This is a genomic window from Klebsiella sp. P1954, from assembly GCF_018199955.1.
In the GTDB taxonomy this organism is placed as follows: domain Bacteria; phylum Pseudomonadota; class Gammaproteobacteria; order Enterobacterales; family Enterobacteriaceae; genus Klebsiella; species Klebsiella pneumoniae.
Map to the genome: position 1 here is coordinate 2,471,562 of NZ_CP073373.1, position 26,298 is coordinate 2,497,859.

Sequence of the window (26,298 nt, forward strand, 5' to 3'; positions counted from 1 at the left end):
CGTATTACGCGTATTTATTGTGTTAAAAGACACGCTTCGTTACAACCTTAACGACGATTTCTGTATTGAGAGGCCAACCGTGAGTCTATTTGATAAAACGCATCTTGTCGCCCAGGCGGATGCGCTGCCTGGACGCAATACCCCCATGCCAGTGGCGACGCTCCACGCAGTTAACGGCCACTCGATGACCAACGTCCCGGCGGGGATGGAAGTGGCGCTGTTCGCCATGGGCTGCTTCTGGGGAGTTGAGCGCCTGTTCTGGCAATTGCCGGGGGTCTACAGCACCGCCGCAGGTTACACTGGCGGCTATACGCCCAATCCGACCTATCGCGAAGTATGCAGCGGCCAGACCGGTCACGCGGAAGCGGTACGCGTGGTTTATGATCCGCAGGTGATTAGCTATGAGCAGTTATTGCAGGTGTTCTGGGAAAATCACGACCCGGCGCAGGGTATGCGGCAGGGTAACGACCACGGCACCCAGTACCGCTCGGCGATTTACCCGCTGACCCCGGAACAGACGGAGGCGGCAAAGGCCAGCCTCGCGCGCTTCCAGGCGGCGATGAACGACGCGCACGATACCCGTCACATCACCACCGAGATCGCCACCGCCAAACCGTTCTACTATGCCGAGGACGATCACCAGCAGTATCTGTATAAAAACCCGCACGGCTATTGCGGCATCGGCGGCATTGGCGTCTGCCTGCCGCCTCAAGCGTAATTCTGATTTCCGCCTCAACAGCGAGGCGGTCAATGAACGCTCTGGCGGCTTTACATTCCCTTACGCTATACTAGCCAGTGTGACAGCCGGTCCAGCGCCTTCGGACCGGTTTTTTATGTATTCCACATTTGAGTTATCAACTTCCCTTCCGAGGATCTGGCCTCAACGGTCAGAAAAGATATGTTAAACAGTATTTTAGTAATACTCTGTCTGATAGCCGTCAGTGCGTTTTTTTCGATATCGGAAATTTCACTGGCAGCCTCACGTAAAATCAAACTGAAACTGCTGGCCGATGAAGGCAACGTCAACGCACAGCGGGTGCTGAAGATGCAGGAGAACCCGGGCACCTTCTTTACCGTCGTGCAGATTGGCCTCAACGCCGTCGCCATTCTTGGCGGTATTGTGGGCGACGCGGCTTTCTCACCGGCGTTTCATAGCCTGCTCAGCGGGTATTTGTCGCCGGAGCTCTCCGAGCAGCTGAGCTTCATCATCTCTTTTACCCTGGTCACCAGCTTGTTCATCCTGTTTGCTGACCTGACTCCGAAACGCATCGGTATGATTGCGCCCGAAACAGTGGCCCTGCGCATCATCAACCCGATGCGCTTCTGCCTGTTAGTCTTCCGCCCGCTGGTGTGGTTGTTTAACGGCATGGCCAACATGATCTTCCGCATCTTCAAACTGCCGATGGTGCGGAAAGACGATATCACTTCCGATGATATCTATGCCGTGGTCGAGGCCGGCGCGCTGGCCGGGGTGCTGCGCAAGCAGGAGCATGAGCTAATTGAGAACGTGTTCGAGCTGGAGTCCCGCACCGTTCCTTCCTCCATGACCCCGCGTGAAAGCGTCATTTGGTTTGATTTGCACGAAGACGAGCAGAGCCTGAAGAATAAAGTGGCCGAACATCCGCACTCGAAGTTCCTCGTCTGTAATGAAGATATCGACCACATTATCGGTTACGTCGATTCAAAAGATCTGCTGAACCGCGTGCTGGCGAACCAGAGCCTAGTGCTGACCGGCGGCGTACAGATCCGCAACACGTTGATCGTGCCGGACACCCTGACCCTGTCGGAAGCGCTGGAAAGCTTCAAAACCGCCGGGGAAGACTTCGCGGTGATCATGAATGAATACGCGCTGGTGGTCGGGATCATCACTCTCAACGACGTAATGACCACCCTGATGGGCGACCTCGTCGGCCAGGGGCTGGAAGAGCAGATTGTCGCCCGCGATGAAAACTCGTGGCTGATCGATGGCGGTACGCCGATTGATGACGTGATGCGCGTGCTGGATATCGACGAGTTCCCGCAGTCCGGGAATTACGAGACCATCGGCGGCTTTATGATGTTTATGCTGCGTAAAATCCCCAAACGCACCGACGCGGTGAAGTTCTCCGGCTATAAGTTTGAGGTCGTGGATATCGATAACTACCGTATCGACCAGCTGCTGGTGACCCGCATCGATAACAAGCCAACGGTGCTGGTGCCGAAGCAGGCGGAAACGGCGGAAAGCCAGAACGCCTGAGCGTAATCTTTTCTCTCTCCTAAGGGCGGATGACCATCCGCCCTTTTTTATGGCTCGAATGTGAAGCGGCTCACGCCCCTCTGCCGATAGCAGATTACTCCTGCTCGATAGCGAAACGTTCATGACTCCCCGACGCGCAAAAAGGTAACGTTGCTCGCATCAACACGATCATATTCCTGAATAAAGGAAGCGAGGGTTACCATGATAACGTCAAATAAAAATTACTTTATCAGCTGTCTGTTTTTCCTGTTCTTCTTTATAGGTTGGGGATGCTGCTACCCTTATTTATCCCTGTGGTTGACGGAAACCATCGGTATTAACTACACAGACGTCGGCCTGGTTTATTCTTTCACCGCCATTGTCGCCGTCTGCGTTCAGCCATTATTCGGCTTCATCTCCGATAAACTGGTGTATCGTAAGAATCTGATGTGGATGCTGGCGATTATTATCACGTTATTCGCCCCTTACTGGATTTATGTCTTTGCTCCCCTGTTAAAAATAAATGTGTTCCTCGGCGCGCTGGCTGGCGGCCTTTATATTGGCATGGCCTACGGCGCAGGCTGCGGGGTTTGCGAAGCCTACATTGATAAAGTCAGCCGCGCCTCCGGCTTCGAATTTGGCCGGGCGCGGATGTTCGGCGGCATCGGCGCCGCAATCGGCACCTTTGCGGCAGGAAAACTCTACGGCATTGATCAGAATATGATTTTCTGGTTGGCCAGCGGCGCAGGCGTCTGCCTGCTGGTCATTGTCTGGAAAATGCAGATCAGCGCCCACCCTCAGCAGGGATTGCTGCCTGGCAAAGCCTCGCCGGTTACCCTCCGCGATGCCGTCTCGCTGTTAAAAATTAAAAAATTCTGGTTCTTCGCCCTCTATGTCATTGGCGTCGGGGCGGTCTATGAAACCTATGACCAGCAGTTCGCTATCTATTACAGCCATTTCTTTGAGAGTAAAGCCCGGGGTGCAGAAGTCTTCGGTTATTTAACCACGGGTCAAATTTTCCTTGATGCCATCGTGATGTTCTTTGCGCCATGGTTTGTGAATAAAATCGGCCCGAAAAATGCGCTGTTATACTGCGGGCTGATTATGAGCTTGCGCATTATCGGCTCCGCATGGGCTATTGGCCCGGTATCCATCAGCCTGATTAAACTCCTCCACGGCTTTGAAAGCTCGGTGCTCCTCGTCGCGGCGCTAAAATATATTACCGCTAACTTTAACCCTCTGCTGTCAGCGACCGTTTACTTAATTGGCTTCCAATTTTCGAAAAGCTTTAGCTCTATTTTTCTCTCGACCGGTATCGGCCATATGTACCAGAGCATGGGCTTTACCAGTAGCTATATCGTACTCGGCGGTATCGCTCTGTGCTTCACGCTTATTTCTTTTATTACGCTGGATAAAGCGCGTGTCTTCTCTTCACAACCGGTGCCCGCGAATTAATGTCAGGAGGTAGTGTGTATGTCTCATTTATTTTATGGCGTGGCGTATTACGATGAATATATGCCGGAAGATCGGCTGGCTAAGGATATCGCCTTAATGCGCGAAACCGGCATTAACGTGGTGCGTATTGCCGAGTCCACCTGGAGTACGCTGGAGCCTGAAGAGGGCCAGTATAATTTCTACCATATCGACCGGGTGCTGGAGGCGATGCATGAGGCCGGCATTGCGGTCATCGTCGGGACGCCCACCTACGCAGTCCCGGCCTGGCTGGCGGCGAAACATCCCGATATTCTGGTCACCACCGTCGCGGGGCAGCAAAAATATGGTCCGCGGCAGATCATGGATATCGTCAACCCGACCTTTCGCCGCTATGCCGAAAAAATTATCCGCACGCTGATGGCCCATGTGCAACACCATCCGGCGATTATCGGCTGGCAACTGGATAACGAAACCAAGCATTACGACAATATTGGCCGCTATATGCAGGAGGGCTTCGTGCGCAGCCTGCAGGAGAAATATCCTGACCTCCGGCAGCTGAATCACGATTTCGGCCTGGATTACTGGAGCAACCGCATTGACCGCTGGCAGGATTTTCCGCCGGTGGAAAACACCATCAACGCCAGCCTCGCCTGCGCCTTCTCCCGCTATCAGCGTCAGCAGGTCACCGAGTATCTGGCCTGGCAGGCGGCCATCGTTCGGGAATACGCCCAGCCGCACCAGTTCGTCACCCACAACTTCGATTTCGAATGGCGCGGTTACTCTTACGGCGTGCAGCCGCGGGTCGACCATTTTGCGGCGGCGCAGGCGCTGGATATCGCCGGCGTCGATATCTATCACCCGAGTCAGGCACACCTGACCGGACGGGAAATCGCCTTTGGCGGCGCCATCACCCGCTCGCTTAAGCCGGGCCAGAACTACTTCGTGCTGGAAACCCAGGCTCAGGGTTTCGCCCAGTGGACCCCCTTCCCTGGCCAGCTACGCCTGCAGGCATTCAGCCATATCGCCTCCGGCGCCGCCATGGTCTCCTACTGGCACTGGCATTCGATTCATAACGCCTTTGAAACCTACTGGAAGGGGCTGCTCAGCCACGACTTCTCGCGCAACCCAACCTGGCAGGAAGCTACCACCATCGGCGCCGATTTCGCCCGACTGTCCCCGCAGCTGGCGGAGCTGAAGGCCGAAAATGACGTCGCGTTGCTAATAAGTAATGAGGCGATGGACGCTCTCAATCACTTCCTTCCCGGCGACGCCAGGGGCAACATTTATAACGATATCTTCCGCCGCTTCCACGATGCGCTGTATGACCACAATATCAGCCTCGACATCATCCACGATGTGAACGAGGAAACCTCGCGCTACCGGGTGCTGATCGTTCCTGGTCTGTACGCCGCCGATGAGGGCCTGCTAACGCGGATTAACGACTATATCGCCCGGGGCGGTAGAGCGCTGATCGGCTTTAAATCAGGCTTTAGCGATGAAAACGTCAAGGTGCGCAGCAGCGCGCAGCCGGGGGTTTTGCGCCAGAGCTGCGGCGTCAGCTACAGCCAGTTCACCCTGCCGGAAGAGACGACGGTAAGCTCTTGCTGCGCAGAGATTGATTGCCGCAATGACAATCAGGCTGAGCTGTGGATGGAATTACTGACGCCCGATGACGGGACCCGCACCCTGCTGCGCTATCAGCACCCGGCATGGGGCGAATACGCCGCCGCAACGGAGGCGGATTACGGTCAGGGTCGCGCCCTGTACGTTGGCTTTCTGCCGCAGAAGGGCCTGATTAGCCAGCTGTTTGATGTCCTGACGGCGGATCTCACGCTGAACTCGCGAACTTCCGCCTATCGCTATCCGTTAGTGGTTAAAAAGATGCGTAACCGCGCCGGAAATAATATCCACTTCCTGTTCAATTACTCCGGCGAGGCGATGGATGTTGTCAGCGAGACCCTGGGTACCGCGCTGCTGAGCGGGGAGACAGTATACGTCGGCCAGCCGTTGCGCCTCAGGGCCTGGGAATTTACTATCATCGAAAGCTAACGACGCGGCGGCGCTCAGGTGGAAGAGAGAATGGAACTGGATATCAATGAGCTACTCAATTTCTCGCCATTGATGAAGACCTTTACCTTCAATGCCTGGGTCGTCGCAGGCTTCACGCCGATTACCCGCGGCTCCACGCTGGACTACTACATTAATCGCCCGCAGGGGATGAAAGGTTACATCATTAATCTGACCCTGCGCGGCCAGGCGCGGGCGAAAGCGGGCGATGGCTTCCTGCTGTGCCGGGAAAACGATCTGTTGCTGTTTCCTCCCGGCGTGCCCCATCATTACGGCAGGGACGAACACAGCGAGTACTGGGACCATCTGTGGATCTACTTTATCCCCCGCCCCTACTGGATAGACTGGCTGAAGTGGGACCAAACCACCCACGGTATCGGCAAAACAACCATTAACGATCCCGACCAGCTCCAGCAACTGCGCGATCTGTTCTACGAAGTGATACGCCACCACTCTGCGTCCGTACCGCTGTCAGAAGCGCTGGCAATGAACGCGCTGGAGAGATTAATTCTCCGCTGTTTTCAGCAGCAGCCCATTAGCAACCGCCATGCCCACGACCCACGGATTAACGCCATCTGCGACTATCTTAACGCCCATATTGCACAGGAGGTAAAAATCGAGACTCTGGCGGCGATGGTGTTTATCTCCCCTTCACGTCTGGCGCACCTTTTCAAAAATGAACTGGGGCAAACGGTCTATGCGTGGCGGGAAACGCAGCGCATCAACCGCGCCAGGTGGCTTATTCAGAGCACTTCGCTCCCACTTAACAAAATTGCTTTATCGGTGGGCTACAGCGATCCGGTCTATTTCACCCGCTTGTTTCGTAAACATAACGGCATCCCGCCGGGCGAATATCGCAAACGCTATGCGGAAATGAAGGGCTAAAAACATCAACGGCTCCCATCGGGAGCCGTCTTTTACCTACTACGTACTGCTACGTGCCAGGTTATGCCATCTCAGTTTGCAGACGCAACACCTGACGATTGACTTCGGACATCACTGACAGATGCAGCTTGTCCTTGACCTTCGGGATAAGGATTTTGCCCTTATCAAATTCAAATGCGCCAACGTCCTTGATGTACAACCGTCCACGAAACAGGATCTTCACGTACTTCGCCACTTGCAGCGGATTGTAGCGTTGGAAAATTTTCATTCTTCTCTCCTGCCAGGGTTACGCTCTTGTGGTGCCACAGTTAGCCCACGTCTTGGGAGCGCAAATTTTAATGCCCTAAAACTATAGTCCAGAATCTCAGAGGGACCCAGTATGTATAAGTTTATTTACCCTTTGATGACAATAATTCAGAATTTTCGTTTCAGACATACGATGAAGTAAGTATAAGTCGCCGTTTTACGACTAATTTGTGCGTCAACACGCAAACTGGCATCCTCATTGCGGGTAATCACCGTCAATCGCACTTATGATTAAACGAGACCAAGTGGTCGGATCACCTGCATAAAAATGATTAAGGATTGCGCATGACCCTACGTAGCATACTGGCCGCCTCGTTACTGCTTCTCCCGCTGCTGGCCACAGCGCATAACTTCGTCGACGGCCAGCGCGTGGCGCCCGTTGGCGTCGCGGATCGGGGAGAGCTTATTCTGGATAAGGATAAGTTTAGCTATAAAAACTGGAATAGCGCCCAGCTGGCGGGAAAAGTGCGCGTGGTCCAGCACATCGCCGGTCGCTCGTCAGCAAAAGAGAAGAATGCCAACCTGATCGAGGCGATTAAAGCGGCGGGCTTCCCGCACGATCGCTATCAGACCACCACCATTGTAAACACTGACGACGCCATCCCGGGCACCGGGATGTTTGTACGTAACAGCATTGAAAGTAATAAAAAGCTCTTCCCATGGTCGCAATTTATCGTCGACAGCAATGGCCTGGTGCGGAAAGCCTGGCAGCTGGACGAGAAGAGCTCAGCGATCGTGGTGCTGGATAAGAACGGGCGTGTGCAGTGGGCTAAAGACGGCGCCCTCACCCAACAAGAGGTGCAGCAGGTGATCGACCTGCTGCATAAATTGCTTAATAAATAGAGACCCGGAAGCCGGGGTTAAGGAAGGATTCACGCGGCGTGTAGTCGAGGGTTTTCCCCTGCCAGTCGTGAACATGCGCCCCGGCGGCCACCGCGACCGCATGGCCGGCGGCGGTGTCCCAGGTGCTGGTCGGCCCGAAGCGCGGATAGAGCTGGGCCTGACCTTCCGCCACCAGGCAGAATTTCAGCGACGAACCGATTGAGGTGGTCTGGTGTTCGCCAAGTTGCTCAAGATACTCCTGCAGCTCCGGATCGTTGCTATGGGAGCGGCTAATTACCACCAGCGGCGGACGGGCATCGCGGACCTGGATCTGCTTGCGTACGCCGCACTCTTCTTTCCAGGCTTTGCCATTTTGCGCGCTGTACATCACCTTCATCACCGGCGCATAGACAACGCCCAGCGTCGGCTTGCCGTTTTCAATCAGCGCGATATTGACGGTGAATTCGCCGTTACGCTTAATAAACTCTTTGGTGCCGTCCAGCGGGTCGACCAACCAGTAGCGCTGCCAGTGCTGGCGCACTTCCCAGGACGGCGGGTCCTCCTCGGAGAGGATCGGGGTATCCGGATCCAGCGCCTGCAGGCCGCTGACAATGACTTTATGCGCTGCGATATCCGCCGCCGTGACCGGAGAATCATCTTTCTTGCTGGCGACGTTGATCGGCTGGTTTCCATCGTAGACTTCCATGATGGCATCGCCCGCATTCCGTGCAAGCTGACATACTTGTTCTAACATTCTCCACCTCGTCTGGTTACAGTGGCGTTAACTCGTTGTTTTATTTATATCGCATCACCGCGAGTTCCGCTATCTGTGATAACGATGGCGGTTTCTCTGCCCGCTTTTCTGGCAAGATTCACATTTCTGTAAGCAACAGAATATAAATACATTTTCTTCTGTGCTATCGCTCATAAAAAAGGACGCCTCTGATGATTAAGTTTAGCGCAACGCTCCTGGCCACGCTGATCGCCGCCAGCGTCAACGCCGCGACGGTCGACCTGCGGATCATGGAAACCACCGATCTGCACAGCAATATGATGGACTTCGACTATTACAAAGATGCCGCCACGGAGAAATTCGGCCTGGTGCGTACCGCCACCCTGATCGAACAGGCGCGAGCAGAAGTTAAAAACAGCGTGCTGGTGGATAACGGGGATGTGATCCAGGGGAGCCCGTTAGGCGACTATATGGCGGCAAAAGGGCTCAAAGAGGGCGATGTACATCCGGTATATAAGGCGATGAACACCCTGAATTACGCCGTCGGCAACCTGGCCAACCATGAGTTCAATTACGGTCTCGACTTCCTGCACAAGGCGCTGGCCGGGGCGAAGTTCCCCTACGTGAACGCCAATATCATCGATGCCAAAACCGGCAAACCGATGTTTACGCCGTACCTGATCCAGGATACCCGGGTCATGGACAGCGACGGTCAAATCCACACCCTGCGCATCGGCTATATCGGCTTTGTGCCGCCGCAGATCATGACCTGGGATAAAGCCAATCTTAACGGCAAGGTGACGGTCAATGACATTACCGAAACCGCGCGCAAATATATCCCGGAGATGCGGGCGAAAGGGGCTGATGTGGTGGTAGTGGTCGCTCACTCCGGCCTCTCCGCCGACCCGTATCAGGCGATGGCCGAGAATTCGGTTTACTACTTAAGCCAGGTGCCCGGGGTGGACGCCATTATGTTCGGCCATGCCCACGCGGTGTTCCCAGGTAAAGACTTCGCCAACATCAAAGGCGCGGATATCGCCAAAGGGACGCTAAACGGCGTACCGGCGGTGATGCCGGGAATGTGGGGCGATCATCTCGGGGTGGTCGATCTGGTGCTAAATAACGACAGCGGTAAATGGCAGGTAACTCAGAGTAAAGCGGAAGCGCGGCCAATCTATGACGCGGTGGCGAAGAAATCACTGGCGGCCGAAGATGCCAAGCTGGTGGCGGTGCTGAAAGCCGATCATGACGCCACTCGCGAATTCGTCAGCAAGCCGATCGGCAAGTCCGCCGACAACATGTACAGCTATCTGGCGCTGGTGCAGGACGACCCGACGGTGCAGGTGGTCAACATGGCGCAGAAAGCCTACGTAGAACACTATATTCAGGGCGACCCGGATCTGGCGAAGCTGCCGGTGCTCTCCGCCGCCGCGCCGTTTAAAGTCGGCGGGCGTAAAAACGATCCGGCGAGCTTTGTCGAAGTGGAGAAAGGCCAGCTCACCTTCCGCAATGCCGCCGACCTCTATCTCTACCCCAACACCCTGGTGGTGATGAAGGTCAGCGGGAAAGAGGTTAAGGAGTGGCTGGAATGCTCTGCAGGACAGTTTAACCAGATCGATCCCGCCAGCAGCAAGCCGCAGTCGCTGATCAACTGGGACGGCTTCCGCACCTACAACTTCGACGTCATTGACGGGGTGAACTACCAGATCGACGTCACTCAGCCGGCCCGCTACGACGGCGAATGTCAGATGATCCATCCGCAGGCAGAGCGTATTAAGCACCTGACCTTCAATGGAAAACCGGTTGATCCGCAGGCTACTTTCCTGGTCGCGACCAATAACTATCGCGCTTACGGCGGCAAATTCGCCGGCACCGGTGAGAGCCATATCGCCTTCGCCTCACCGGATGAAAACCGTTCGGTGCTGGCGGCGTGGATTGGCGCGCAATCGAAGAAGGAAGGCGCGATCCATCCGGCGGCGGATAACAACTGGCGTCTGGCGCCGATCCACAGCAACACGCCGTTGGATATTCGTTTTGAGACCTCGCCTGGCGACAAAGCCGCGGCGTTTATCAAAGAGAAAGCGCAGTATCCAATGCGCCAGGTGGCCACCGATGATATCGGCTTCGCCATTTATCAGCTGGATTTGAGCAAGTAATGCCTGTTCCCCGGTGGCGTTGCGCTTACCGGGGCTACAGGGAGTGATACATTTTCACTCCCCGTGGTTAGCCAGCACCGAGGGCAGATTAACCTCGATCCAGTCCGCCAGGGCGGCCACCTTCTCGCTCACCTGCAGGCCGAGCGGCGTCAGGCTATATTCAACGTGCGGGGGCACCACCGGATAAGAGACGCGATCGATAAAACCATCCTGCTCCAGCGCCTGCAGCGACTGCGCCAGCATCTTTTCGCTGACCCCGCCCATCTTACGGCGCAGATCGCTGAAACGGTGGGTTCCCTCGCGCAGCGCCACCAGAATCAACACGCCCCAGCGGCTGGTGACATGTTTAAGCACATCGCGCGACGGGCACTGTTCCGCAAACAAATTGCCGGTGCGCAGTTTCTCGCTCAGCGTCGGTTCGGCCATTTCACACTTACCTTTTTGTACGTACTTACTAAAAGTTAGTTAAGGTGGTAGCTTACCACAATTGCCAATAAACACGAAGGAGAAGACCCATGATCGCTCTTACCGGTGCCACCGGCCAGCTTGGCCACTACGTTCTGCAAGACCTGCTTAACACCGTCCCTGCCAGCCAGATTGTGGCGATTGTCCGCAACCCGGCCAAAGCCCAGGCGCTCAGCCAGCAGGGCGTGGTTGTCCGCCAGGCCGACTACAGCGACGAAGCGGCGCTGACCGCCGCGCTGCAGGGCGTGGATAAACTGCTGTTAATCTCCTCCAGCGAAGTCGGCCAGCGTGCTGTACAGCACCGCAACGTCATTAACGCCGCCAAAGCCGCCGGGGTGAAATTCATCGCCTATACCAGCCTGCTGCATGCCGACACTTCGCCGCTGGGTCTGGCCGCAGAGCATATCGAAACCGAGCAGATGCTGGCCGACTCTGGTATCGCTTACGCCCTGCTGCGTAACGGCTGGTATACCGAAAACTATCTGGCCAGCGCGCCGCCGGCGCTGGAGCATGGCGTGTTTATCGGCGCCGCCAGCGAGGGTAAAATCGCCTCCGCCACCCGCGCGGATTATGCCGCCGCTGCCGCCCGCGTTATCGCCAGTGAGGGTCATGAAGGCAAAATTTACGAACTGGCGGGTGATAACGCCTGGACGCTGAGCGACCTGGCTGCCGAGCTGAGCAAGCAAAGCGGGAAAAACGTGGTCTACCAGAACCTCAGCGAAGCCGATTTCGCCGCCGCGCTGAAAAGCGTCGGCCTGCCGGCCGGGCTTGCCGATATGCTGGCGGATTCCGACGTCGGCGCGTCGAAAGGCGGACTGTTTGACGACAGCCGCACCCTGAGTACGCTGATCGGCCGCCCGACCACCTCCCTTGCCGTGAGTGTAAAAGGCATTCTGTAACCGCCCCTCTCAGCTTTTGCGGTTGCGTCCCGGCGGTTCCTCTCTCATATTGAAGGGATAACCGTCGGGAGGCAGGCATGCAGGGCGTACCACTCCAATTTAGTGATGAAAAAGACCGCGCGCGCTTTCGCCATCTCGAACAGCTGCCCGGGGTGGAGCTTTACCACGCCCATATATCCCGCTACGCCTTTGAACCCCATACCCACGAAGCCTTCGGCATCGGCGTGATTGAGCAAGGCGCGGAGCGCTTTCGCTACCGCGGCAGTCAGCATATTGCCGCCGCAAACTCCATTGTCACCATGAATCCCGACGAGCTGCACACCGGCGAAGCGGAAACCGCCGACGGCTGGCGCTACCGGATGATTTATCTGGAGCCGGACCGTCTGGAAGCCATCACCGGGGTGCGCGACTGGTGGTTCAGCGAGGTGGTCCGCGAGGATCCCCTGCGTTCCCGACAGATTGGCCAGCTGATTTATGGCCTGTGGCATAGCGACGATCCGCTGGCCCAGCAGGGACTGCTGCTCGACCTCATCGACGCCTTCCGCCCTCTGGCCCACTATGCCTCTGCGCAAGGTGAGGCCGGACATCGCTTTGACCGCGTGCGCGATTACCTGCACGATAACTATATGCGTCCCATCACCCTCGACGAGCTGGCGCAGGTGGCAGCGCTGAGCCCGTACCACTTTCAGCGCCAGTTTAAAGCCCACTATCACGTGACGCCCCACCAGATGCTGATGGCTATCCGTCTGTGGCGCGCCAAGGCGTTTCTCACCCACGGCATGCCCGCCGCCGAAGTAGCGATTGCCGTCGGCCTCACCGACCAGTCCCACCTGACCCGCGCCTTCACCCTGCGTTACGGTATTACGCCGGTGCGCTATCAGAAGCAGGTCGCCAGGCGCTAATGCGCAATCTCATACAATATTCCTGCCCGCCCCCCTTCTACACTGCAGACAACGGTAATGACAACGGATGCAATGATGATTAGTGGTGTGCTGTACGCCCTGCTGGCGGGGCTGATGTGGGGGTTAATTTTTGTCGGGCCTTTGCTGGTGCCAGAGTATCCGGCGATGCTGCAGTCGATGGGACGCTATCTGGCGCTGGGCCTGATCGCCCTGCCGCTGGCGTGGCTCGGGCGCGCGCGACTGCGCCAGTTGAGCCGGCACGACTGGTGGACCGCGCTGGGCCTGACAATGATGGGGAACCTTATCTATTACGTCTGCCTGGCCAGCGCCATTCAGCGCACCGGGGCGCCGGTTTCCACCATGATTATCGGCACGCTGCCGGTGGTACTGCCGGTGTTCGCCAATCTGCTCTACAGCCAGCGCGACGGGAAGCTGCCGTGGCGACGCCTGTTTCCGGCGCTGATCTGCATCGCTGTGGGCCTGATCTGCGTTAACGTCGCGGAGCTGCGTCAGGGGCTGCCGAATTTTAGCCCGTGGCGCTACGGCTCCGGCATTGCGCTGGCGCTGGGATCGGTGGTCTGCTGGGCCTGGTATGCCCTGCGCAACGCCCGCTGGCTGCGGGAGAACCCGCATCAACCGCCAATGATGTGGGCTACCGCTCAGGCGCTGGTGACGCTTCCGGTTTCGCTGGCCGGCTATCTCGCCGCCTGCGCCTGGCTGCACGGTCAGCAGGCCGGGTTTCCCCTGCCCTTCGGCCCGCGTCCGGCGGTGTTTATTACGCTGATGCTGGCCATCGCGGTGCTCTGCTCATGGGTCGGCGCGCTATGCTGGAATATTGCCAGCCAGCGGCTGCCGACGGTGATCCTCGGCCCGCTTATCGTCTTCGAAACCCTGGCCGGACTGCTGTATACCTTCCTGCTGCGGCAAAGCTTACCGCCGCTGCTGACCCTGAGCGGCATCCTGCTGCTGGTGCTCGGCGTGGTCTCTGCCGTACGCGCCAGACCGGAAAAACCGATGCTGCAGCCGCTGGCGGACGAAAAAAAGTAGCCTCGCCTCCTTAAGGGGTATTCCCTCGCCAAAAAGATGCATTTAAAATACATCTTATATTCCTGATGACGAGGTAACTGCTATGGCTTTCCGTGACCAACCTTTAGGCGAGCTGGCGCTGACCATCCCGCGCGCCTCCGCCCTGTTCCGTCAATACGATATGGATTACTGCTGCGGCGGCAAACAGACCCTGGCGCGCGCCGCATCGCGCAAAGCGCTGGATGTCGCGGTGATTGAAGCCGAGCTGGCGAAACTGGCCGAGCAGCCTCTTTCCCGCGACTGGCGCGCGGCGCCCCTCGCGGAGATTATCGACCATATCATCGTTCGCTATCACGACCGGCACCGTGAACAGCTGCCGGAGCTGATCCTGCAGGCCACCAAGGTTGAACGCGTCCATGCCGATAAACCGAACGTACCGAAAGGACTGACTAAGTACCTGACCATGCTGCATCAGGAGCTTTCCAGCCACATGATGAAAGAGGAACAGATCCTGTTCCCGATGATCAAACAGGGAATGGGCGCCCAGGCCGGGGGGCCGATCAGCGTGATGGAAAGCGAGCATGATGAAGCGGGTGAACTGCTGGAAGTCATTAAGCACATCACCCACAACGTGACGCCGCCGCCGGAAGCCTGTACCACCTGGAAGGCGATGTATAACGGTATCAACGAGATGATCGACGATCTGATGGAACACATCAGCCTGGAAAATAATGTGCTGTTCCCGCGCGCCCTCGGCGGAAAGTAAAGAAAAAGGCGCCCGCAGGCGCCCTCGACATTGTCCGTCTTATTTGGCCACTCCGGGTGGCCTTTTTTATGACGGGCCGTTGCAAGCAACGTTAAAATTTTCGTTTATTTCGCCAGCCGTTTTTTGCCGGCAAACAGCCAGCCCGCGCCCAGCAGCACAAACCACAGCGGGGTGACCATCAGCGCTTCACGGGTATCGTCTTCCAGGGTCAACAGCACCAGCACAAAGACGAAGAAGGCCATGCACACCCAGCACATGACTTTACCTAGCGGCATCTTGTAGCTCGACTTCTCATGCAGCTGAGGGCGGTTTTTGCGATACGCCAGGTAAGAGCAAAGGATGATGGTCCAGACGAACATAAACAGGATCGCCGACACCGTGGTGATCATGGTGAAGGCGGCAATCACGCTCGGGTTGACCATCAGCATCACCACCCCGCCCAGCAGACACATGCAGGAGAAGGTTAAGCCCTTCGCCGGCACCGCACGCTTCGACAGCTTGGCGAACATCTTCGGCGCCTGACCATCCTGCGCCAGACCGAACAGCATACGGCTGGTAGAGAACACGCCGCTGTTGGCCGAGGAGGCCGCGGAGGTCAGCACCACGAAGTTGATCAGGCTCGCCGCCGCCGGCAGACCAACCAGCACGAACAGCTCAACGAACGGGCTCTTGCTCGGCACCACGGAGCTCCACGGCGTCACCGACATAATCACAATCAGCGCGAAGACGTAGAACATAATGATACGCAGCGGGATGGAGTTAATCGCTCGCGGCAGGGACTTTTCCGGGTCTTTGGTTTCGGCGGCGGTGGTCCCCACCAGCTCAATCCCCACGAAGGCAAACACCGCAATCTGGAAGCCGGCGAAGAAGCCGCTCAGCCCTTTCGGGAACCAGCCGCCGTCATTCCACAGGTGGGCAAAAGAGGCTTCGACCCCGGTCGGCGATTTGAAATGCATCATCACCATTACCAGGCCGACCACGATCAGCGCCACGATGGCGACAATTTTGATCATCGCGAACCAGAACTCCATTTCGCCAAACATCTTGACGGTGGCCAGGTTCAGGCCCAGCAGCAGCAGGATCACCGCCAGCGAGGCGACCCAGTCGGAGAGTCCGGGAAACCAGAACTGCGCGTAGGCGGTGATGGCGACAACGTCCGCCATCCCGGTCACTACCCAGCAGAACCAGTAGGTCCAGCCGGTAAAGTAGCCCGCCCACGGCCCCAGCAGATCGGCCGCGAAGTCGCTAAAGGATTTATATTCGAGGTTCGACAGCAGTAATTCGCCCATGGCACGCATCACGAAAAACAGCATAAAACCGATAATCATATAAACAAAGATAATGGATGGTCCGGCAAGGCTGATGGTTTTGCCAGAACCCATAAATAACCCGGTGCCGATCGCTCCGCCAATCGCGATCAGCTGAATATGTCGGTTTGTGAGATTTCGCCGTAGCGATTGTTCAGTCGGCTCCTGCTCGACAGCAGCGACTTTAACCTGATCTACCATGTGATTTCTTCCTGTTGTACCTGTCTGTGTTGTTCAGGCTCTGATGGCCCGTCGTCTGTCATTAACCCCAGCAAGGGCTAGTCGATATTAGGTAAGAATCGGAGGGATGAATACTATGATTTAGATATAATGTTAATTTTATGTTTAAAGTGAGTGTTATATCACTCATCTAACGCGAAATAGCTCACAAAAATACACCCATACGTGATGAATGCAAAACATAATTCCAATTAATTTTTAACTTAAGGATTTTACGCTATTTTTATGGCTTCCCCTGCCGCGGGGAAGAGGAAGCCGCTGCTGTTTAGATAATGTCCAGCAGTTCAACTTCGAAGATCAGGGTGCTGAACGGAGGAATCGATGCGCCAGCGCCGCGCTCACCGTAGGCGAGGTTGTGCGGGATCGTCAGTTCCCATTTGGAACCTACCGGCATCAGAGTCAGCGCTTCAATCCAGCCGCCGATCACGCCGGTCACCGGGAATTCAGCCGGTTCACCGCGAGCGACGGAGCTGTCGAAGACGGTGCCGTCGATCAGTTTGCCAGTGTAGTGCACGCGAACGCGGTCAGTACGCGCCGGGATCGGGCCTTCGCCCTGGGTCAGTACGCGGAACTGCAGACCAGACTCGGTGCTGTTCACACCCTCTTTCTCGCGGTTTTCATCAAGGTATTTTTGGCCGTCAGCGGCCATGGCCTGAAAACGCTCGCGACGCACAGCGTCAGCACGCTCGTGGATTTCACGCAGCGCGCGGTGAACGGCTTCCACCGGCACCTGCGGCTGGTTACCTTCCAGCGCATCGGCGATACCCGCCACCAGCGCTTCCGGCAGCAGCCCCTGCAGGCCGGATTCGCTCAGCTGTTGTCCAACCTGCAAGCCGATACCGTAACTTGCCTGCGCTTCGATAGTGTCAAAAGTTGGGGTTGCCATCGTTGTTCCTTTTTGGGTGATAAACATCAAGATAAAAGCGTGCGAAAGCATAACAGCCATAGCGAAATGGGTAAAACTTTGTCGGCGGATGATGACAAATCTCAGCGAAAAAGAAACAATAGGCGGCAGCAGGTTAACTTCACTTTGTTCCGGTCATCAGGACGTTAGCCATCTATACTCATGAGCAGGATATAAATATGCGGAGCAGGAGGAAAGCCATGCCCGGGCGCTTTGAACTGACATCTACCCTGGCGAAAATCTGGCACGCCCCGGATCATTTTCGCCTCCTGGACCCGCTGCCTCCGATGCACCGCCGGGGAATTATCGCTGGCTTCCTGTTGGTTATTATCGGTATTCTGCTTCCCTCCGATGATAGCCAAAGCCCGGCGTCCACCAGCCGTGAAGCGAACCTGAACCTACAGTCGCAGTCCCAGCCGCAAGCTGGCGGCAATCAGGCCGTTCCGCTGCCGCCGATCACTAATACGCCTACCGTGAGCGACGCCGATCAGATGGCGCCGGTCGCCCCGGAGCCGATTCAGGATGAGCAGCCGGATCAAGCGCAGACGCAGCAGCCCGCCGCCACCCAGCCTTATCAATCCTCATCACAGCAGTCCGCGCCGGGTATTGAGCAGCAATGGCGGACCTATCGCATCGAGTCAGGCAAAACCCTGGCGCAGCTGTTCCGCGATCATGGGCTGCCGGCCACTGACGTCTACGCCATGGCGCAGGTTGAAGGCGCTGGCAAGCCGCTAAGTACTTTGCAGAGCGGACAGACGGTGCAGATTCGGCAGAACGCCAACGGCGTGGTCACCGGGCTCACTATCGATACCGGCAACGGCCAGCAGGTGCTGTTTACCCGCCAGTCGAACGGCAGCTTTGTGCGTGCGCGATAGCAGAGAAGACGACAGCAAGCGTTACGCCGCCGCAAAATGAAAGGCGCTAAAAAGCAAAACGCCGGCACAAGGCCGGCGGTTTGTTGTTACCAGAACGTCAGAGGCCGATTACTCAGCAACCACGTTGATGATAACTTTAGCGAATACTTCGCTGTGAACCTGGAAGTTCACTTCGTGCTCGCCAACGTTACGCAGAACGCCGTTCGGCAGGCGAACTTCGCTCTTAGCAACTTTAACGCCTGCTGCAGTAACAGCGTCAGCGATGTCGCGAGTACCGATGGAACCGAACAGTTTACCTTCGTCGCCAGCTTTAGACGCGATGGTTACGGATTCCAGGGCGTTGATCTGCTCAGCACGAGCTTCAGCTGCTGCCAGAACGTCAGCCAGTTTGGCTTCCAGTTCAGCGCGACGTGCTTCGAAGAATTCAACGTTTTTCTTGGTAGCAGGAACAGCTTTACCCTGCGGGACCAGGAAGTTACGAGCGTAGCCCGCTTTAACGTTAACCTGATCACCCAGGCTACCCAGGTTTGCTACTTTATCAAGCAGAATAACTTGCATTACCTTATCCTCTCAAAGTCGTATTAATGGACCGTGACCGATTACTGATGACGATCAGTGTACGGCAGCAGGGACAGGTAGCGAGCGCGTTTGATAGCGCGAGCCAGCTGACGCTGGTATTTTGCACGGGTACCGGTGATACGGCTCGGGACAATCTTACCGCTTTCGGTGATGTAGTTTTTCAGCGTAGCGATATCTTTATAGTCGATCTCTTGAACGCCTTCCGCGGTGAAACGGCAGAACTTGCGACGACGGAAATAACGTGCCATATGGCTAGTCTCCAGAATCTATCAATTCAATCTGCTCGGCATGCAGAACCATTTTGCTCAAGCCGTTCTTTGCCTTATGGCAAGAGATGAACCCTCGAACGGTTACTGCGCTACCGACCGTTATACTGTGAGTAATGGCCTGGTTCTCATGACCGCTAATAATAACGGGCATTTGACACCATGCCTGCCGGTGAAAACCGGCTTCCTCCTGCACTGAACGATGCTCAAGCACGAACTGGCAGTGAGGAATTCCTGACGGGCTGACCTTACGAAGTGGAGTCCTGCAAATAATGCCGGACAGCTCCAGACGGTTGGTCATCAGGATTACTCTTCAGAATCCCCAGCTTCAGAATCATCTGCGGTTTCGTTGGCGAAATCTTCGCGACGCTCACGGCGCTCGTCTTTCGCTTTAACCATCGGAGATGCTTCGGTAACAGCGTGCTTAGTACGCATTACCATGCTGCGGATAACGGCGTCGTTGAAGCGGAAGTTAGTTTCCAGCTCATCGATCGCTTCCTGCGGCGCTTCAACGTTCATCAGAACGTAGTGAGCTTTGTGCAGTTTGTTGATCGGATAAGCCAGCTGACGGCGGCCCCAGTCTTCCAGACGGTGGATCGTACCTGCTGCTGCAGTAATTGCACCAGTGTAACGTTCGATCATGCCCGGAACCTGTTCGCTCTGGTCAGGATGGACCATAAAAACGATTTCGTAATGACGCATCGAATTGCTCCTTACGGATTATTCAGCCTCCTGTCTGGGTCAGCCGCGGCCCATGGAGGCAAGGAACGTGTTAAAGGGCGGCTGAAAAATTGACGCGTCATTCTAATGGCGGCCCCTCAGGAACACAAGCGCATTTGCACAAATAATTCGCACTAAGCGCCAAGCTGGGCTAAGTGGGTGATTTAAAATCAACCAATAAAGGAAGCGGCATTTTTTTGAACAACTGCATCAGAAAAGGTCGCCATGCGATGAACGCGCAGCGATTACACTTATATCAAAGCCTAACGACCACAGGAGAGCCCCGAGTCAGCGTCAGGAGTGTCAGTCAGGAGCGTAGTATATGAAACTGAAAATCATCGCCATGATGGCTGCGCTTTTCTTCAGCGCCAACGCGCTGGCAGCTATCCAAATCACCGAACGTCAGGCCCGCAACATGGACGACGTGCAGAGCCTCGGCGTTATCTATATCAATCACAATATGGCCACTGAGCACGAGGCCGAACAGGCCCTTAGCCAGACGAGCGATGCGCAGGGGGCGAAATACTTTCAGCCTATCCTGATGCACGAACCCGAAACCAACGGCCCGCTTCGCGCCAGCGCGGTGATATACCGCTAACGCCTGCCCGATTCTTCGCCTCTCCTCGCGAGGGGCGAAGCGAGGTCTGCGCCCAAACGCAATTGAGAATTATTTTACAAACCGACTTACCAGCGTCATCGCAACCTGATTTAATCAGCCACTCGCCATTTGATAATCAGGAGTGATTGATGGTTCCGCGTTTCGCCACCTTAGGCCGTATCCCCAAAGGCGTTTGGGTACTCGGCGGCGTCAGCCTGCTGATGGATGTCTCCTCCGAGATGATCCACAGCCTCTTACCGCTGTTTATGGCCACTACCCTCGGCGCCAGCGTGATAATTATCGGTCTTATCGAGGGACTGGCGGAAGCCACCGCCCTGATCCTGAAGGTCTTCTCCGGCGCAATCAGCGACTATGTCGGCAAGCGTAAAGGACTGGCGCTGCTGGGCTACGGCCTGGGCGCGCTCAGTAAGCCGCTGTTTGCCATCGCCCCTACCGCCGGGGTGGTGTTTAGCGCCCGCATGATTGACCGCGTAGGCAAAGGTATTCGCGGCGCGCCGCGCGATGCGCTGGTCGCCGACGTCACCCCGCCGGAGATCCGCGGCGCCGCCTACGGACTACGCCAGGCGCTGGATACCGTCGGCGCCTTTCTCGGCCCGCTGCTGGCGGTGCTGCTGATGTTTATCTGGGCCAACGATTTTCACGCTATTTTCTGGGTGGCGGTCATTCCCGCCGTGCTCTCCATTCTCCTGCTCGGATTCGGCCTACAGGAGCCAAAATCCGCCATCGCGCACAAACGCAGCAATCCGCTGAAGCGCGAAAACCTGAAAAAGCTCTCCGCCGCCTACTGGTGGGTGGTCGCGATCGGCAGCATTTTCACCCTCGCCCGCTTCAGCGAAGCCTTTCTGGTGCTGCGCGCCCAGCAGATGGAGATCCCGCTCTATACCATCCCGCTGGTGATGGTGGCGATGAACCTGGTCTACAGCCTCACGGCTTACCCGTTCGGTAAACTCTCAGACAGCATGAGCCACAGCAAACTGCTGCAGTGGGGGCTGCTGGTGCTGATCCTCGCCGATATCGTGCTGGCGCTCAGCGGCCACTGGAGCACGCTGCTGATCGGCGTCGCGCTGTGGGGGATTCATATGGGAATGACCCAGGGCCTGCTGGCGGCGATGATCGCCCATACGGCGCCACCGGAGCTACGCGGCACGGCGTTCGGTATGTTTAATCTGATGAGTGGCCTGGCTCTGCTGCTGGCCAGCACCGGCGCGGGGGTACTGTGGGAAACCTTCGGCGCCGCCTCGACGTTTTACGCCGGGGCGATAATTTGCGTGGTCACGCTCATCGGCATGCGCGTGATGCCGTCGGCCTATCGTCAGGATTAAAAACGGCTCCGGGGCCAGACCAGTTGTTTCACCGTGACGGTGAAAGCCCCGGAGCGCGCTATCTACTTTTGCCCATAGTAGGCGTTTGGCCCATGCTTACGCTGAAAATGCTTATTCATCAGCCAGCTATCGATGGGCTGCAACTGCGGATTAATGCCGTGGGCAATCCACGCCATGCGCGCCACCTCTTCCATCACCACCGCGTTGTGTACCGCCTCGTGGGCGTCTTTGCCCCAGGCAAATGGCCCGTGCTGATAGACGACGATCCCCGGCGTATGCAGCGGATTGGCCTCACCCAGCGTTTCGATAATCACCTGCCCGGTGTTCAGCTCGTAGGCCTCGTCCACCTCCTGTGCGCTAAGCGCCCGGGTGCAGGGAATATCGCCGAAGAAGTAGTCCGCATGGGTGGTGCCGAGCGCCGGGATCGCCAGCCCCGCCTGCGCCCAGGCGGTGGCGTGCGTCGAATGGGTATGCACCACCCCGCCAAGGTCGGGATAACGGCGATAGAGCGCCAGATGGGTGGCGGTATCAGAGGAGGGACGCCAGCGCCCTTCCACCACGTGCCCCTGCAGATCAACCACCGACATGTCATCGACGGTCATTGACTCGTAGGCGATGCCGCTGGGCTTAATCACCACCAGCCCACGCTGCCGATCAATGGCGCTAACGTTACCCCAGGTAAAGGTCACCAGGCCGTAGCGCGGCAGATCCATATTGGCCTCGAACACCTGCTGTTTCAGCTGTTGCATTATGCCGCCTCCATCAGGCCCGCGCGGGCCATCCGCGCCTTCACCCAGTCACGCGCCTTCGCCACCTCCGCCAGCGGGTCAGCGCTGGCTTCGCTCCACATCTCAATCAGGTACGGTCCGCAGTAGCCGGTCTGCTTGAGCGTTTCGAAGCAGCGGACAAAATCGACCACCCCTTCGCCGAACGGCACGTTTTTAAAGACGCCAGGTTTCGTGTCTTTGACGTGTACCGCCACGATATGCCCGCTCCCCGCCTTCAGTTCCATCTGGACGTCGTTATCCCACGCCGACAGATTGCCGATATCCGGGTAAAGCTGGAACCACGGATTATTCAGGTAATGGGCATAGCCCAGCGCTTTACTGATCGAGTTCATCAGCGGGTAGTCCATGATCTCCATCGCCAGGGTTACCTGGGCTCGGCTGGCCATCTCGACGCTCTGTTTCAGGCCGTCACGAAAGCGGCGGCGCGTCTCATCGTTCGCCTGCTGGTAATAGACGTCGTAGCCTGCCAGCTGGATCACCCGAATCCCCACATCCTGCGCCAGCTGAATAGCTTTACGCATAATTTCCAGCCCCTGATGCCGCACCGCGTCGTCTTCGCTACCCAGCGGAAAACGGCGATGGGCGCTAAGGCACATCGACGGCACCCGGACGCCGGTTTCAGCCACCGCCTTGACCAGCGCCAGACGCTGCTCCGGGCTCCAGTCCAGCCGCGCAAGGCGGGCGTCCGTTTCATCGAGAGACATCTCAACGAAATCAAAGCCCAGCGCTTTTGCAAGCTTTAGCCGCTCCAGCCAGCACTCCCCGGCGGGGAGCGCTTTTTCATAGATGCCGAGCGGAATGGATTTCGCCAACATAGTCGCTCCTTAACCCCACAGCTGGGCGATAGAGCGTTTAAACTGGCGCGCCGCTTCCACCGGCGAGGCGGCATCGCGGATGCTGCGTCCGGCAATAAAGACGTGAACAGGGATCCCGGCAAACAGCGGCAGGTCTTCCAGCGCCAGCCCGCCGGTGACGGTCACTTTGAAGCCCATATCAGACAGACGCTTAATCGCGCTGATATCCGCCTCACTCCACGCCACGCCTGCCGCCTGCGCGTCGCGGCTGCGGTGATAGACCACCTGCTGAATACCCGCCTCGCGCCACGCCTGCGCCTGCTCCCAGGTCCAGAAGCCGGTCAGCTCAATTTGCACATCGCCGTTGAACTCTTTGGCGACGTCCAGCGCCCCTGTGGCGGTGTTGATATCGGCGCAGCAGATCACCGTGACCCAGTCGGCGTTGGCTTCGAAGCACATCCGCGACAGGATCTTGCCGGCATCGGCAATTTTGGCGTCCGCCAGCACGATTTTATGCGGATACAGCGCTTTCAGATCGCGCACCGCGCGTACACCTTCACCGACGCAGAGGATAGTGCCGACTTCAATGATATCTACCTCTTCGGCGATCAGACGGGTTGTTTCATAAGCGCTGGCCAGCGTTTGGTTGTCCAGGGCGACCTGTAACATAGGTAATGACATGATAGTGTTCCTTTTAAACAGCCGCCGCGGTGGCGTTTTTGATTAAATCCAGCACTTCCTGCTCGCTGCGGCAGGCGCGTAAACGGTCGAAATTGGCTTCGTCATCAAACAGGTTAACGATCTGCATGATGCCCACTTCCTGGTGGGTGGTGGCGTCAACCGCCGCCATGGTGATCAGGATGTCGACCGGGTCGTTATCTTCGTGGTTGAAAATCAGCGGTTTCTTTAGCGTGACCAGCGCAAAGCCGGTTTTTTTGACGCCCTCTTCCGGCCGCCCGTGCGGCATGGCTAATCCCGGAGCGATCACAAAATAGGGGCCGTGCTGCGCGACGCCGTCGAGGATTGCCTGGTAGTAGCGCGGTTCCACCACGTCGGCGGCCACCAGCAGATCGACGCCGATTTTCACCGCCTCCTGCCAGGTTTCCGCTTCCGCCTGCAGGCGAATGGAGTGATTCTGCGCCAGTGATTCATGGAGTTTCATAGCCGCTCCTTATTTCACGTCCTGCGGGAAATGAGCTTTAATCACCTCCAGCAGCTTTGGCCCGAAATCCGCGGGGGAAAGCATATTACGCACCCCCACCACGTGTTTATTGCCGGAGACGGTAATCTCCCCCGCGATATGGGTTGAAGCGATGATGATATCCGCGCCGTTTAGTTCGCTTTTGTATTCACCCACCGCGCAGCTGTTCACCGTGTGGTCGATATTGGATTGCGTCAGGAACTGATCCACTTTCATTTTCATGATCATAGAACTGCCTTGCCCGTTACCACACACAGCCAGAATACGTACGGTCATAATCAGAACTCCTTATTGGGCAGAGGCCTCTGCCAGTTGTTTTTCCGCGTCTTCTTCGGCGCGCAGCGCGCGGCCAGCGAAGAACATATAAGCGAGAGCAATCAGGATGATGACGGCCATAAACGCCAGCCCGATGGAGGCGAAGCCCTGCATCATCGGCGGCGCCAGAATCGACCAGTCCGCCATTCCCATCCAGGCGCTCATACCGGTGAGCTTCACCGCCCACACGCAACCGAAAATTTCAACCATGCCCATCACCAGGCAGATTTTGAGCGCCGCGCGCCAGCCGCCGAAGTGGTTGGCAAAGACGCCAATCGTCGCGTTGGAGAAGAACATCGGGATAAAGCCCGGAATAATCAGAATTGAAGAGCCAATGCCAACCAGAATGCCGACGGCAATCAGCTGGCCGATGGTGCCCCACATAAAGCCCCACACCACCGCATTCGGCGCAAAGCTATAGATCGCGGCGCAGTCAATCGCCAGCACCGCGCCGGGGATCAGGCGTTGCGAGATACCGTTGAAGGCTTCGGACAGTTCGGCGACGAACATCCGCACGCCCTGGGTAATGATGAAAATGGCCACCGCGAAGGAGAAACCGGTCTGCAGGATATAGACCGTCCAGTGGGTTTTCCCCGCCATCGCCTGCACGACGTCAATACCAAAGGAAAGCAGGATCGCGCCAAAGAAAATGGTCATGACAATCGCGGTGGAAACGATGTTGTCGTGGAAGATATTGAGCCAGCCTGGCAGCTTGAGGTCTTCCACACTCTCCTCTTTTTTCCCCAGATACGGCGCCACTTTGTAGGCAATCCACGAGGCAAACTGCTGCTGGTGACCGATGGAGAAGCCGCAGCCGTCGGTGACCAGCTGAGTCGGCTTGAACATCATGTTGGAGGTGATACCCCAGTACAGGGAGACCAGCACGGCGGTACAGATGATGGTCGTCCACATTCCGTAACCAAAGATAAAGAACGAGACGGCGATCAGCCCCGCCTGCTGAAACATGATATGGCCAGTCAGCATGATGGTGCGGATGCCGGTTATCCGGCGCAGCAGGACGTAACAGATGTTGAGCGCCAGCGCCAGCAGCACCGCATAGCCCACCCAGCTATAGGCCTCGCCCATCCGGTCGATGGTCGCCATCATCGAGGCATAGGTGTCAGAGATCGCGCCGTTGATGCCGTACACCTCTGACATTTTCGCCACCACCGGTTTAAAAGTGCTGGTGAGGATGCCGGAGCCGGCCTGTAACAGCATGAAGCCGATAATGGTTTTGATCGTGCCTTTAATAATCACGCTGACGCTTTTGCGCAGCAGGATATAGCCCAGACAGGTGACGATACCCAGCAGCAGCGGGGCATTGGTCATCACCTGATTAAAGAAAACGGTAAAGATGTTGTAGAGGATTGCCATAACACACTCCCGATGGTGAAGGCGCTGAACGCGCCTTACGCTCAGCATTTCTCGCTGCCCACTCTAATAATCAAAAATAATCACAACAAGATTGAATTTGATTAAATGTGACGCGCGCCGCAATAATCCTCTATTTCATTGTGACTATTGCCGATCAGTAGCGCCGAAACATAATTAAACATTTTCAAATCATATAGATAAAACAAAGCACAACCTTTATGGATGCTGGAACCCCTAAGAGATGATGCGCATCTCTTCGTAAAATTGATGGAAAACAAGATTGCAATCTTGAAAATCCAGTGACAACATAAATCAAAA

29 protein-coding genes are annotated in these 26,298 nt (G+C 56.6%); 14 read left to right on the forward strand and 15 right to left on the reverse strand.

Annotated elements, in window-relative coordinates; all coding sequences use genetic code 11:
- The first annotated feature begins 79 nt into the window (after positions 1-79).
- The 5 genes from msrA (at position 80) to araC (ending at position 6,601) form a co-directional block, all read left to right on the forward strand.
- A complete protein-coding gene (msrA, locus tag KB890_RS11840; RefSeq protein WP_002886721.1) occupies positions 80-718 on the forward strand; it encodes a peptide-methionine (S)-S-oxide reductase MsrA in 639 nt (212 codons plus the stop codon).
- 180 nt (positions 719-898) lie between these two features.
- Positions 899-2,236: a polyamine export protein PaeA gene (locus KB890_RS11845; RefSeq protein ID WP_002886718.1), complete on the forward strand. Its 1,338-nt coding sequence runs from the start codon at positions 899-901 to the stop codon at positions 2,234-2,236.
- Between the two features lie 201 nt (positions 2,237-2,437).
- A complete protein-coding gene (locus KB890_RS11850; protein ID WP_020324899.1) occupies positions 2,438-3,670 on the forward strand; it encodes an oligosaccharide MFS transporter in 1,233 nt (410 codons plus the stop codon).
- Positions 3,671-3,688: 18 nt separating this feature from the next.
- Positions 3,689-5,698, forward strand: coding sequence for a beta-galactosidase (locus tag KB890_RS11855; RefSeq protein WP_004210661.1), 2,010 nt, complete (start codon positions 3,689-3,691; stop codon positions 5,696-5,698).
- Between the two features lie 30 nt (positions 5,699-5,728).
- Positions 5,729-6,601, forward strand: a complete 873-nt coding sequence (araC, locus tag KB890_RS11860) for an arabinose operon transcriptional regulator AraC (RefSeq protein ID WP_004178353.1) — start codon at positions 5,729-5,731, stop codon at positions 6,599-6,601.
- Positions 6,602-6,662: 61 nt separating this feature from the next.
- Here araC and KB890_RS11865 read toward each other — a convergent pair whose 3' ends face one another.
- Entirely contained in the window at positions 6,663-6,869 is a 207-nt protein-coding gene (locus tag KB890_RS11865; RefSeq protein ID WP_002886707.1) for a DUF1107 domain-containing protein, read from the reverse strand.
- 323 nt (positions 6,870-7,192) lie between these two features.
- On the opposite strand from KB890_RS11865, the gene KB890_RS11870 reads away from it, so the two are divergent.
- Positions 7,193-7,750: a YtfJ family protein gene (locus KB890_RS11870; RefSeq protein WP_002886706.1), complete on the forward strand. Its 558-nt coding sequence runs from the start codon at positions 7,193-7,195 to the stop codon at positions 7,748-7,750.
- Here KB890_RS11870 and cysQ read toward each other — a convergent pair.
- Positions 7,740-8,483 (reverse strand): 3'(2'),5'-bisphosphate nucleotidase CysQ, encoded by a 744-nt coding sequence (cysQ, locus tag KB890_RS11875; RefSeq protein WP_002886705.1) that lies wholly within the window; start codon positions 8,481-8,483, stop codon positions 7,740-7,742. The genes KB890_RS11870 and cysQ overlap by 11 nt on opposite strands.
- A gap of 191 nt (positions 8,484-8,674) precedes the next feature.
- Between cysQ and cpdB the strand changes: the two genes are divergently transcribed.
- A complete protein-coding gene (gene cpdB / locus KB890_RS11880; RefSeq protein ID WP_020324902.1) occupies positions 8,675-10,618 on the forward strand; it encodes a 2',3'-cyclic-nucleotide 2'-phosphodiesterase in 1,944 nt (647 codons plus the stop codon).
- Positions 10,619-10,672: 54 nt separating this feature from the next.
- Here cpdB and KB890_RS11885 read toward each other — a convergent pair whose 3' ends face one another.
- Positions 10,673-11,044, reverse strand: a complete 372-nt coding sequence (locus KB890_RS11885; RefSeq protein ID WP_004152015.1) for a winged helix-turn-helix transcriptional regulator — start codon at positions 11,042-11,044, stop codon at positions 10,673-10,675.
- A gap of 89 nt (positions 11,045-11,133) precedes the next feature.
- Here KB890_RS11885 and KB890_RS11890 point away from each other — a divergent pair, with 89 nt between their 5' ends.
- The 4 genes from KB890_RS11890 to ytfE all read left to right on the forward strand — a co-directional run bounded on the left by KB890_RS11890 (position 11,134) and on the right by ytfE (position 14,676).
- Positions 11,134-11,982 carry an SDR family oxidoreductase gene (locus KB890_RS11890; RefSeq protein ID WP_020324904.1) on the forward strand — a complete coding sequence of 283 codons (849 nt, stop codon included), beginning with the start codon at positions 11,134-11,136 and terminating at the stop codon, positions 11,980-11,982.
- A 77-nt stretch (positions 11,983-12,059) separates the two neighbouring features.
- A complete protein-coding gene (locus KB890_RS11895) occupies positions 12,060-12,884 on the forward strand; it encodes an AraC family transcriptional regulator (protein WP_004894734.1) in 825 nt (274 codons plus the stop codon).
- Between the two features lie 75 nt (positions 12,885-12,959).
- Positions 12,960-13,931, forward strand: coding sequence for a DMT family transporter (locus KB890_RS11900; RefSeq protein ID WP_002886691.1), 972 nt, complete (start codon positions 12,960-12,962; stop codon positions 13,929-13,931).
- Between the two features lie 82 nt (positions 13,932-14,013).
- The gene (gene ytfE, locus KB890_RS11905) at positions 14,014-14,676 is read left to right on the forward strand and encodes an iron-sulfur cluster repair protein YtfE (RefSeq protein WP_004152016.1); all 663 of its coding nucleotides are present in this window, start codon (positions 14,014-14,016) and stop codon (positions 14,674-14,676) included.
- A gap of 104 nt (positions 14,677-14,780) precedes the next feature.
- Here the strand turns inward: ytfE and cycA are convergent, their stop codons facing one another.
- Complete coding sequence (gene cycA / locus KB890_RS11910; protein WP_002886688.1) at positions 14,781-16,184, reverse strand: D-serine/D-alanine/glycine transporter; 1,404 nt, start codon at positions 16,182-16,184, stop codon at positions 14,781-14,783.
- Between the two features lie 304 nt (positions 16,185-16,488).
- Positions 16,489-17,109, reverse strand: coding sequence for an FKBP-type peptidyl-prolyl cis-trans isomerase (fklB, locus tag KB890_RS11915; protein ID WP_002886687.1), 621 nt, complete (start codon positions 17,107-17,109; stop codon positions 16,489-16,491).
- Positions 17,110-17,327: 218 nt separating this feature from the next.
- Here fklB and KB890_RS11920 point away from each other — a divergent pair, with 218 nt between their 5' ends.
- Entirely contained in the window at positions 17,328-18,002 is a 675-nt protein-coding gene (locus KB890_RS11920; protein WP_004177687.1) for a LysM-like peptidoglycan-binding domain-containing protein, read from the forward strand.
- Between the two features lie 108 nt (positions 18,003-18,110).
- On the opposite strand, the gene rplI is transcribed toward KB890_RS11920, so the two are convergent.
- Genes rplI through rpsF form a run of 4 tightly spaced genes read right to left on the reverse strand, consistent with a single transcriptional unit; the run spans position 18,111 to position 19,549 of the window.
- Positions 18,111-18,560, reverse strand: coding sequence for a 50S ribosomal protein L9 (gene rplI / locus KB890_RS11925; protein ID WP_002886682.1), 450 nt, complete (start codon positions 18,558-18,560; stop codon positions 18,111-18,113).
- 41 nt (positions 18,561-18,601) lie between these two features.
- Entirely contained in the window at positions 18,602-18,829 is a 228-nt protein-coding gene (gene rpsR / locus KB890_RS11930) for a 30S ribosomal protein S18 (protein ID WP_000135199.1), read from the reverse strand.
- Between the two features lie 4 nt (positions 18,830-18,833).
- Positions 18,834-19,148: a primosomal replication protein N gene (priB, locus tag KB890_RS11935; protein ID WP_002885722.1), complete on the reverse strand. Its 315-nt coding sequence runs from the start codon at positions 19,146-19,148 to the stop codon at positions 18,834-18,836.
- A gap of 5 nt (positions 19,149-19,153) precedes the next feature.
- The gene (gene rpsF / locus KB890_RS11940) at positions 19,154-19,549 is read right to left on the reverse strand and encodes a 30S ribosomal protein S6 (RefSeq protein WP_002885691.1); all 396 of its coding nucleotides are present in this window, start codon (positions 19,547-19,549) and stop codon (positions 19,154-19,156) included.
- 340 nt (positions 19,550-19,889) lie between these two features.
- Here rpsF and KB890_RS11945 point away from each other — a divergent pair, with 340 nt between their 5' ends.
- The gene (locus tag KB890_RS11945; protein WP_004178349.1) at positions 19,890-20,165 is read left to right on the forward strand and encodes a YdgH/BhsA/McbA family protein; all 276 of its coding nucleotides are present in this window, start codon (positions 19,890-19,892) and stop codon (positions 20,163-20,165) included.
- A gap of 149 nt (positions 20,166-20,314) precedes the next feature.
- Positions 20,315-21,508, forward strand: a complete 1,194-nt coding sequence (locus tag KB890_RS11950) for an MFS transporter (RefSeq protein WP_004178348.1) — start codon at positions 20,315-20,317, stop codon at positions 21,506-21,508.
- Between the two features lie 62 nt (positions 21,509-21,570).
- Here the strand turns inward: KB890_RS11950 and KB890_RS11955 are convergent, their stop codons facing one another.
- The 6 genes from KB890_RS11955 to ulaA are packed head-to-tail and all read right to left on the reverse strand — an operon-like array spanning position 21,571 to position 25,980.
- Positions 21,571-22,257 carry an L-ribulose-5-phosphate 4-epimerase gene (locus KB890_RS11955; RefSeq protein ID WP_004178347.1) on the reverse strand — a complete coding sequence of 229 codons (687 nt, stop codon included), beginning with the start codon at positions 22,255-22,257 and terminating at the stop codon, positions 21,571-21,573.
- Positions 22,257-23,111, reverse strand: coding sequence for an L-ribulose-5-phosphate 3-epimerase (locus tag KB890_RS11960; protein ID WP_004178346.1), 855 nt, complete (start codon positions 23,109-23,111; stop codon positions 22,257-22,259). The genes KB890_RS11955 and KB890_RS11960 overlap by 1 nt, the downstream gene beginning before the upstream one ends.
- Before the next feature lie 9 nt (positions 23,112-23,120).
- Positions 23,121-23,771, reverse strand: coding sequence for a 3-keto-L-gulonate-6-phosphate decarboxylase UlaD (gene ulaD / locus KB890_RS11965; RefSeq protein ID WP_004178345.1), 651 nt, complete (start codon positions 23,769-23,771; stop codon positions 23,121-23,123).
- A 13-nt stretch (positions 23,772-23,784) separates the two neighbouring features.
- Entirely contained in the window at positions 23,785-24,252 is a 468-nt protein-coding gene (gene ulaC, locus KB890_RS11970) for a PTS ascorbate transporter subunit IIA (RefSeq protein ID WP_002885683.1), read from the reverse strand.
- Between the two features lie 9 nt (positions 24,253-24,261).
- Positions 24,262-24,567 (reverse strand): PTS ascorbate transporter subunit IIB, encoded by a 306-nt coding sequence (ulaB, locus tag KB890_RS11975; RefSeq protein WP_002885682.1) that lies wholly within the window; start codon positions 24,565-24,567, stop codon positions 24,262-24,264.
- A 12-nt stretch (positions 24,568-24,579) separates the two neighbouring features.
- Positions 24,580-25,980 carry a PTS ascorbate transporter subunit IIC gene (gene ulaA / locus KB890_RS11980; RefSeq protein WP_002885681.1) on the reverse strand — a complete coding sequence of 467 codons (1,401 nt, stop codon included), beginning with the start codon at positions 25,978-25,980 and terminating at the stop codon, positions 24,580-24,582.
- Positions 25,981-26,298: the final 318 nt, after the last annotated feature.

Coding starts and splice junctions, on each gene's coding strand:
- ulaB (WP_002885682.1), bottom strand. CDS start 24,567: ATGACCGTACGTATTCTGGCTGTGTGTGGTAACGGGCAAGGCAGTTCT.
- KB890_RS11870 (WP_002886706.1), top strand. CDS start 7,193: ATGACCCTACGTAGCATACTGGCCGCCTCGTTACTGCTTCTCCCGCTG.
- KB890_RS11900 (WP_002886691.1), top strand. CDS start 12,960: ATGATTAGTGGTGTGCTGTACGCCCTGCTGGCGGGGCTGATGTGGGGG.
- rpsF (WP_002885691.1), bottom strand. CDS start 19,549: ATGCGTCATTACGAAATCGTTTTTATGGTCCATCCTGACCAGAGCGAA.
- KB890_RS11850 (WP_020324899.1), top strand. CDS start 2,438: ATGATAACGTCAAATAAAAATTACTTTATCAGCTGTCTGTTTTTCCTG.
- KB890_RS11960 (WP_004178346.1), bottom strand. CDS start 23,111: ATGTTGGCGAAATCCATTCCGCTCGGCATCTATGAAAAAGCGCTCCCC.
- KB890_RS11895 (WP_004894734.1), top strand. CDS start 12,060: ATGCAGGGCGTACCACTCCAATTTAGTGATGAAAAAGACCGCGCGCGC.
- KB890_RS11865 (WP_002886707.1), bottom strand. CDS start 6,869: ATGAAAATTTTCCAACGCTACAATCCGCTGCAAGTGGCGAAGTACGTG.
- ulaC (WP_002885683.1), bottom strand. CDS start 24,252: ATGAAACTCCATGAATCACTGGCGCAGAATCACTCCATTCGCCTGCAG.
- ytfE (WP_004152016.1), top strand. CDS start 14,014: ATGGCTTTCCGTGACCAACCTTTAGGCGAGCTGGCGCTGACCATCCCG.
- KB890_RS11855 (WP_004210661.1), top strand. CDS start 3,689: ATGTCTCATTTATTTTATGGCGTGGCGTATTACGATGAATATATGCCG.
- rplI (WP_002886682.1), bottom strand. CDS start 18,560: ATGCAAGTTATTCTGCTTGATAAAGTAGCAAACCTGGGTAGCCTGGGT.
- cpdB (WP_020324902.1), top strand. CDS start 8,675: ATGATTAAGTTTAGCGCAACGCTCCTGGCCACGCTGATCGCCGCCAGC.
- rpsR (WP_000135199.1), bottom strand. CDS start 18,829: ATGGCACGTTATTTCCGTCGTCGCAAGTTCTGCCGTTTCACCGCGGAA.
- cysQ (WP_002886705.1), bottom strand. CDS start 8,483: ATGTTAGAACAAGTATGTCAGCTTGCACGGAATGCGGGCGATGCCATC.
- KB890_RS11920 (WP_004177687.1), top strand. CDS start 17,328: ATGCCCGGGCGCTTTGAACTGACATCTACCCTGGCGAAAATCTGGCAC.
- KB890_RS11955 (WP_004178347.1), bottom strand. CDS start 22,257: ATGCAACAGCTGAAACAGCAGGTGTTCGAGGCCAATATGGATCTGCCG.
- priB (WP_002885722.1), bottom strand. CDS start 19,148: ATGACCAACCGTCTGGAGCTGTCCGGCATTATTTGCAGGACTCCACTT.
- fklB (WP_002886687.1), bottom strand. CDS start 17,109: ATGGCAACCCCAACTTTTGACACTATCGAAGCGCAGGCAAGTTACGGT.
- KB890_RS11890 (WP_020324904.1), top strand. CDS start 11,134: ATGATCGCTCTTACCGGTGCCACCGGCCAGCTTGGCCACTACGTTCTG.
- KB890_RS11845 (WP_002886718.1), top strand. CDS start 899: ATGTTAAACAGTATTTTAGTAATACTCTGTCTGATAGCCGTCAGTGCG.
- KB890_RS11945 (WP_004178349.1), top strand. CDS start 19,890: ATGAAACTGAAAATCATCGCCATGATGGCTGCGCTTTTCTTCAGCGCC.
- ulaD (WP_004178345.1), bottom strand. CDS start 23,771: ATGTCATTACCTATGTTACAGGTCGCCCTGGACAACCAAACGCTGGCC.
- ulaA (WP_002885681.1), bottom strand. CDS start 25,980: ATGGCAATCCTCTACAACATCTTTACCGTTTTCTTTAATCAGGTGATG.
- cycA (WP_002886688.1), bottom strand. CDS start 16,184: ATGGTAGATCAGGTTAAAGTCGCTGCTGTCGAGCAGGAGCCGACTGAA.
- KB890_RS11885 (WP_004152015.1), bottom strand. CDS start 11,044: ATGGCCGAACCGACGCTGAGCGAGAAACTGCGCACCGGCAATTTGTTT.
- araC (WP_004178353.1), top strand. CDS start 5,729: ATGGAACTGGATATCAATGAGCTACTCAATTTCTCGCCATTGATGAAG.
- KB890_RS11950 (WP_004178348.1), top strand. CDS start 20,315: ATGGTTCCGCGTTTCGCCACCTTAGGCCGTATCCCCAAAGGCGTTTGG.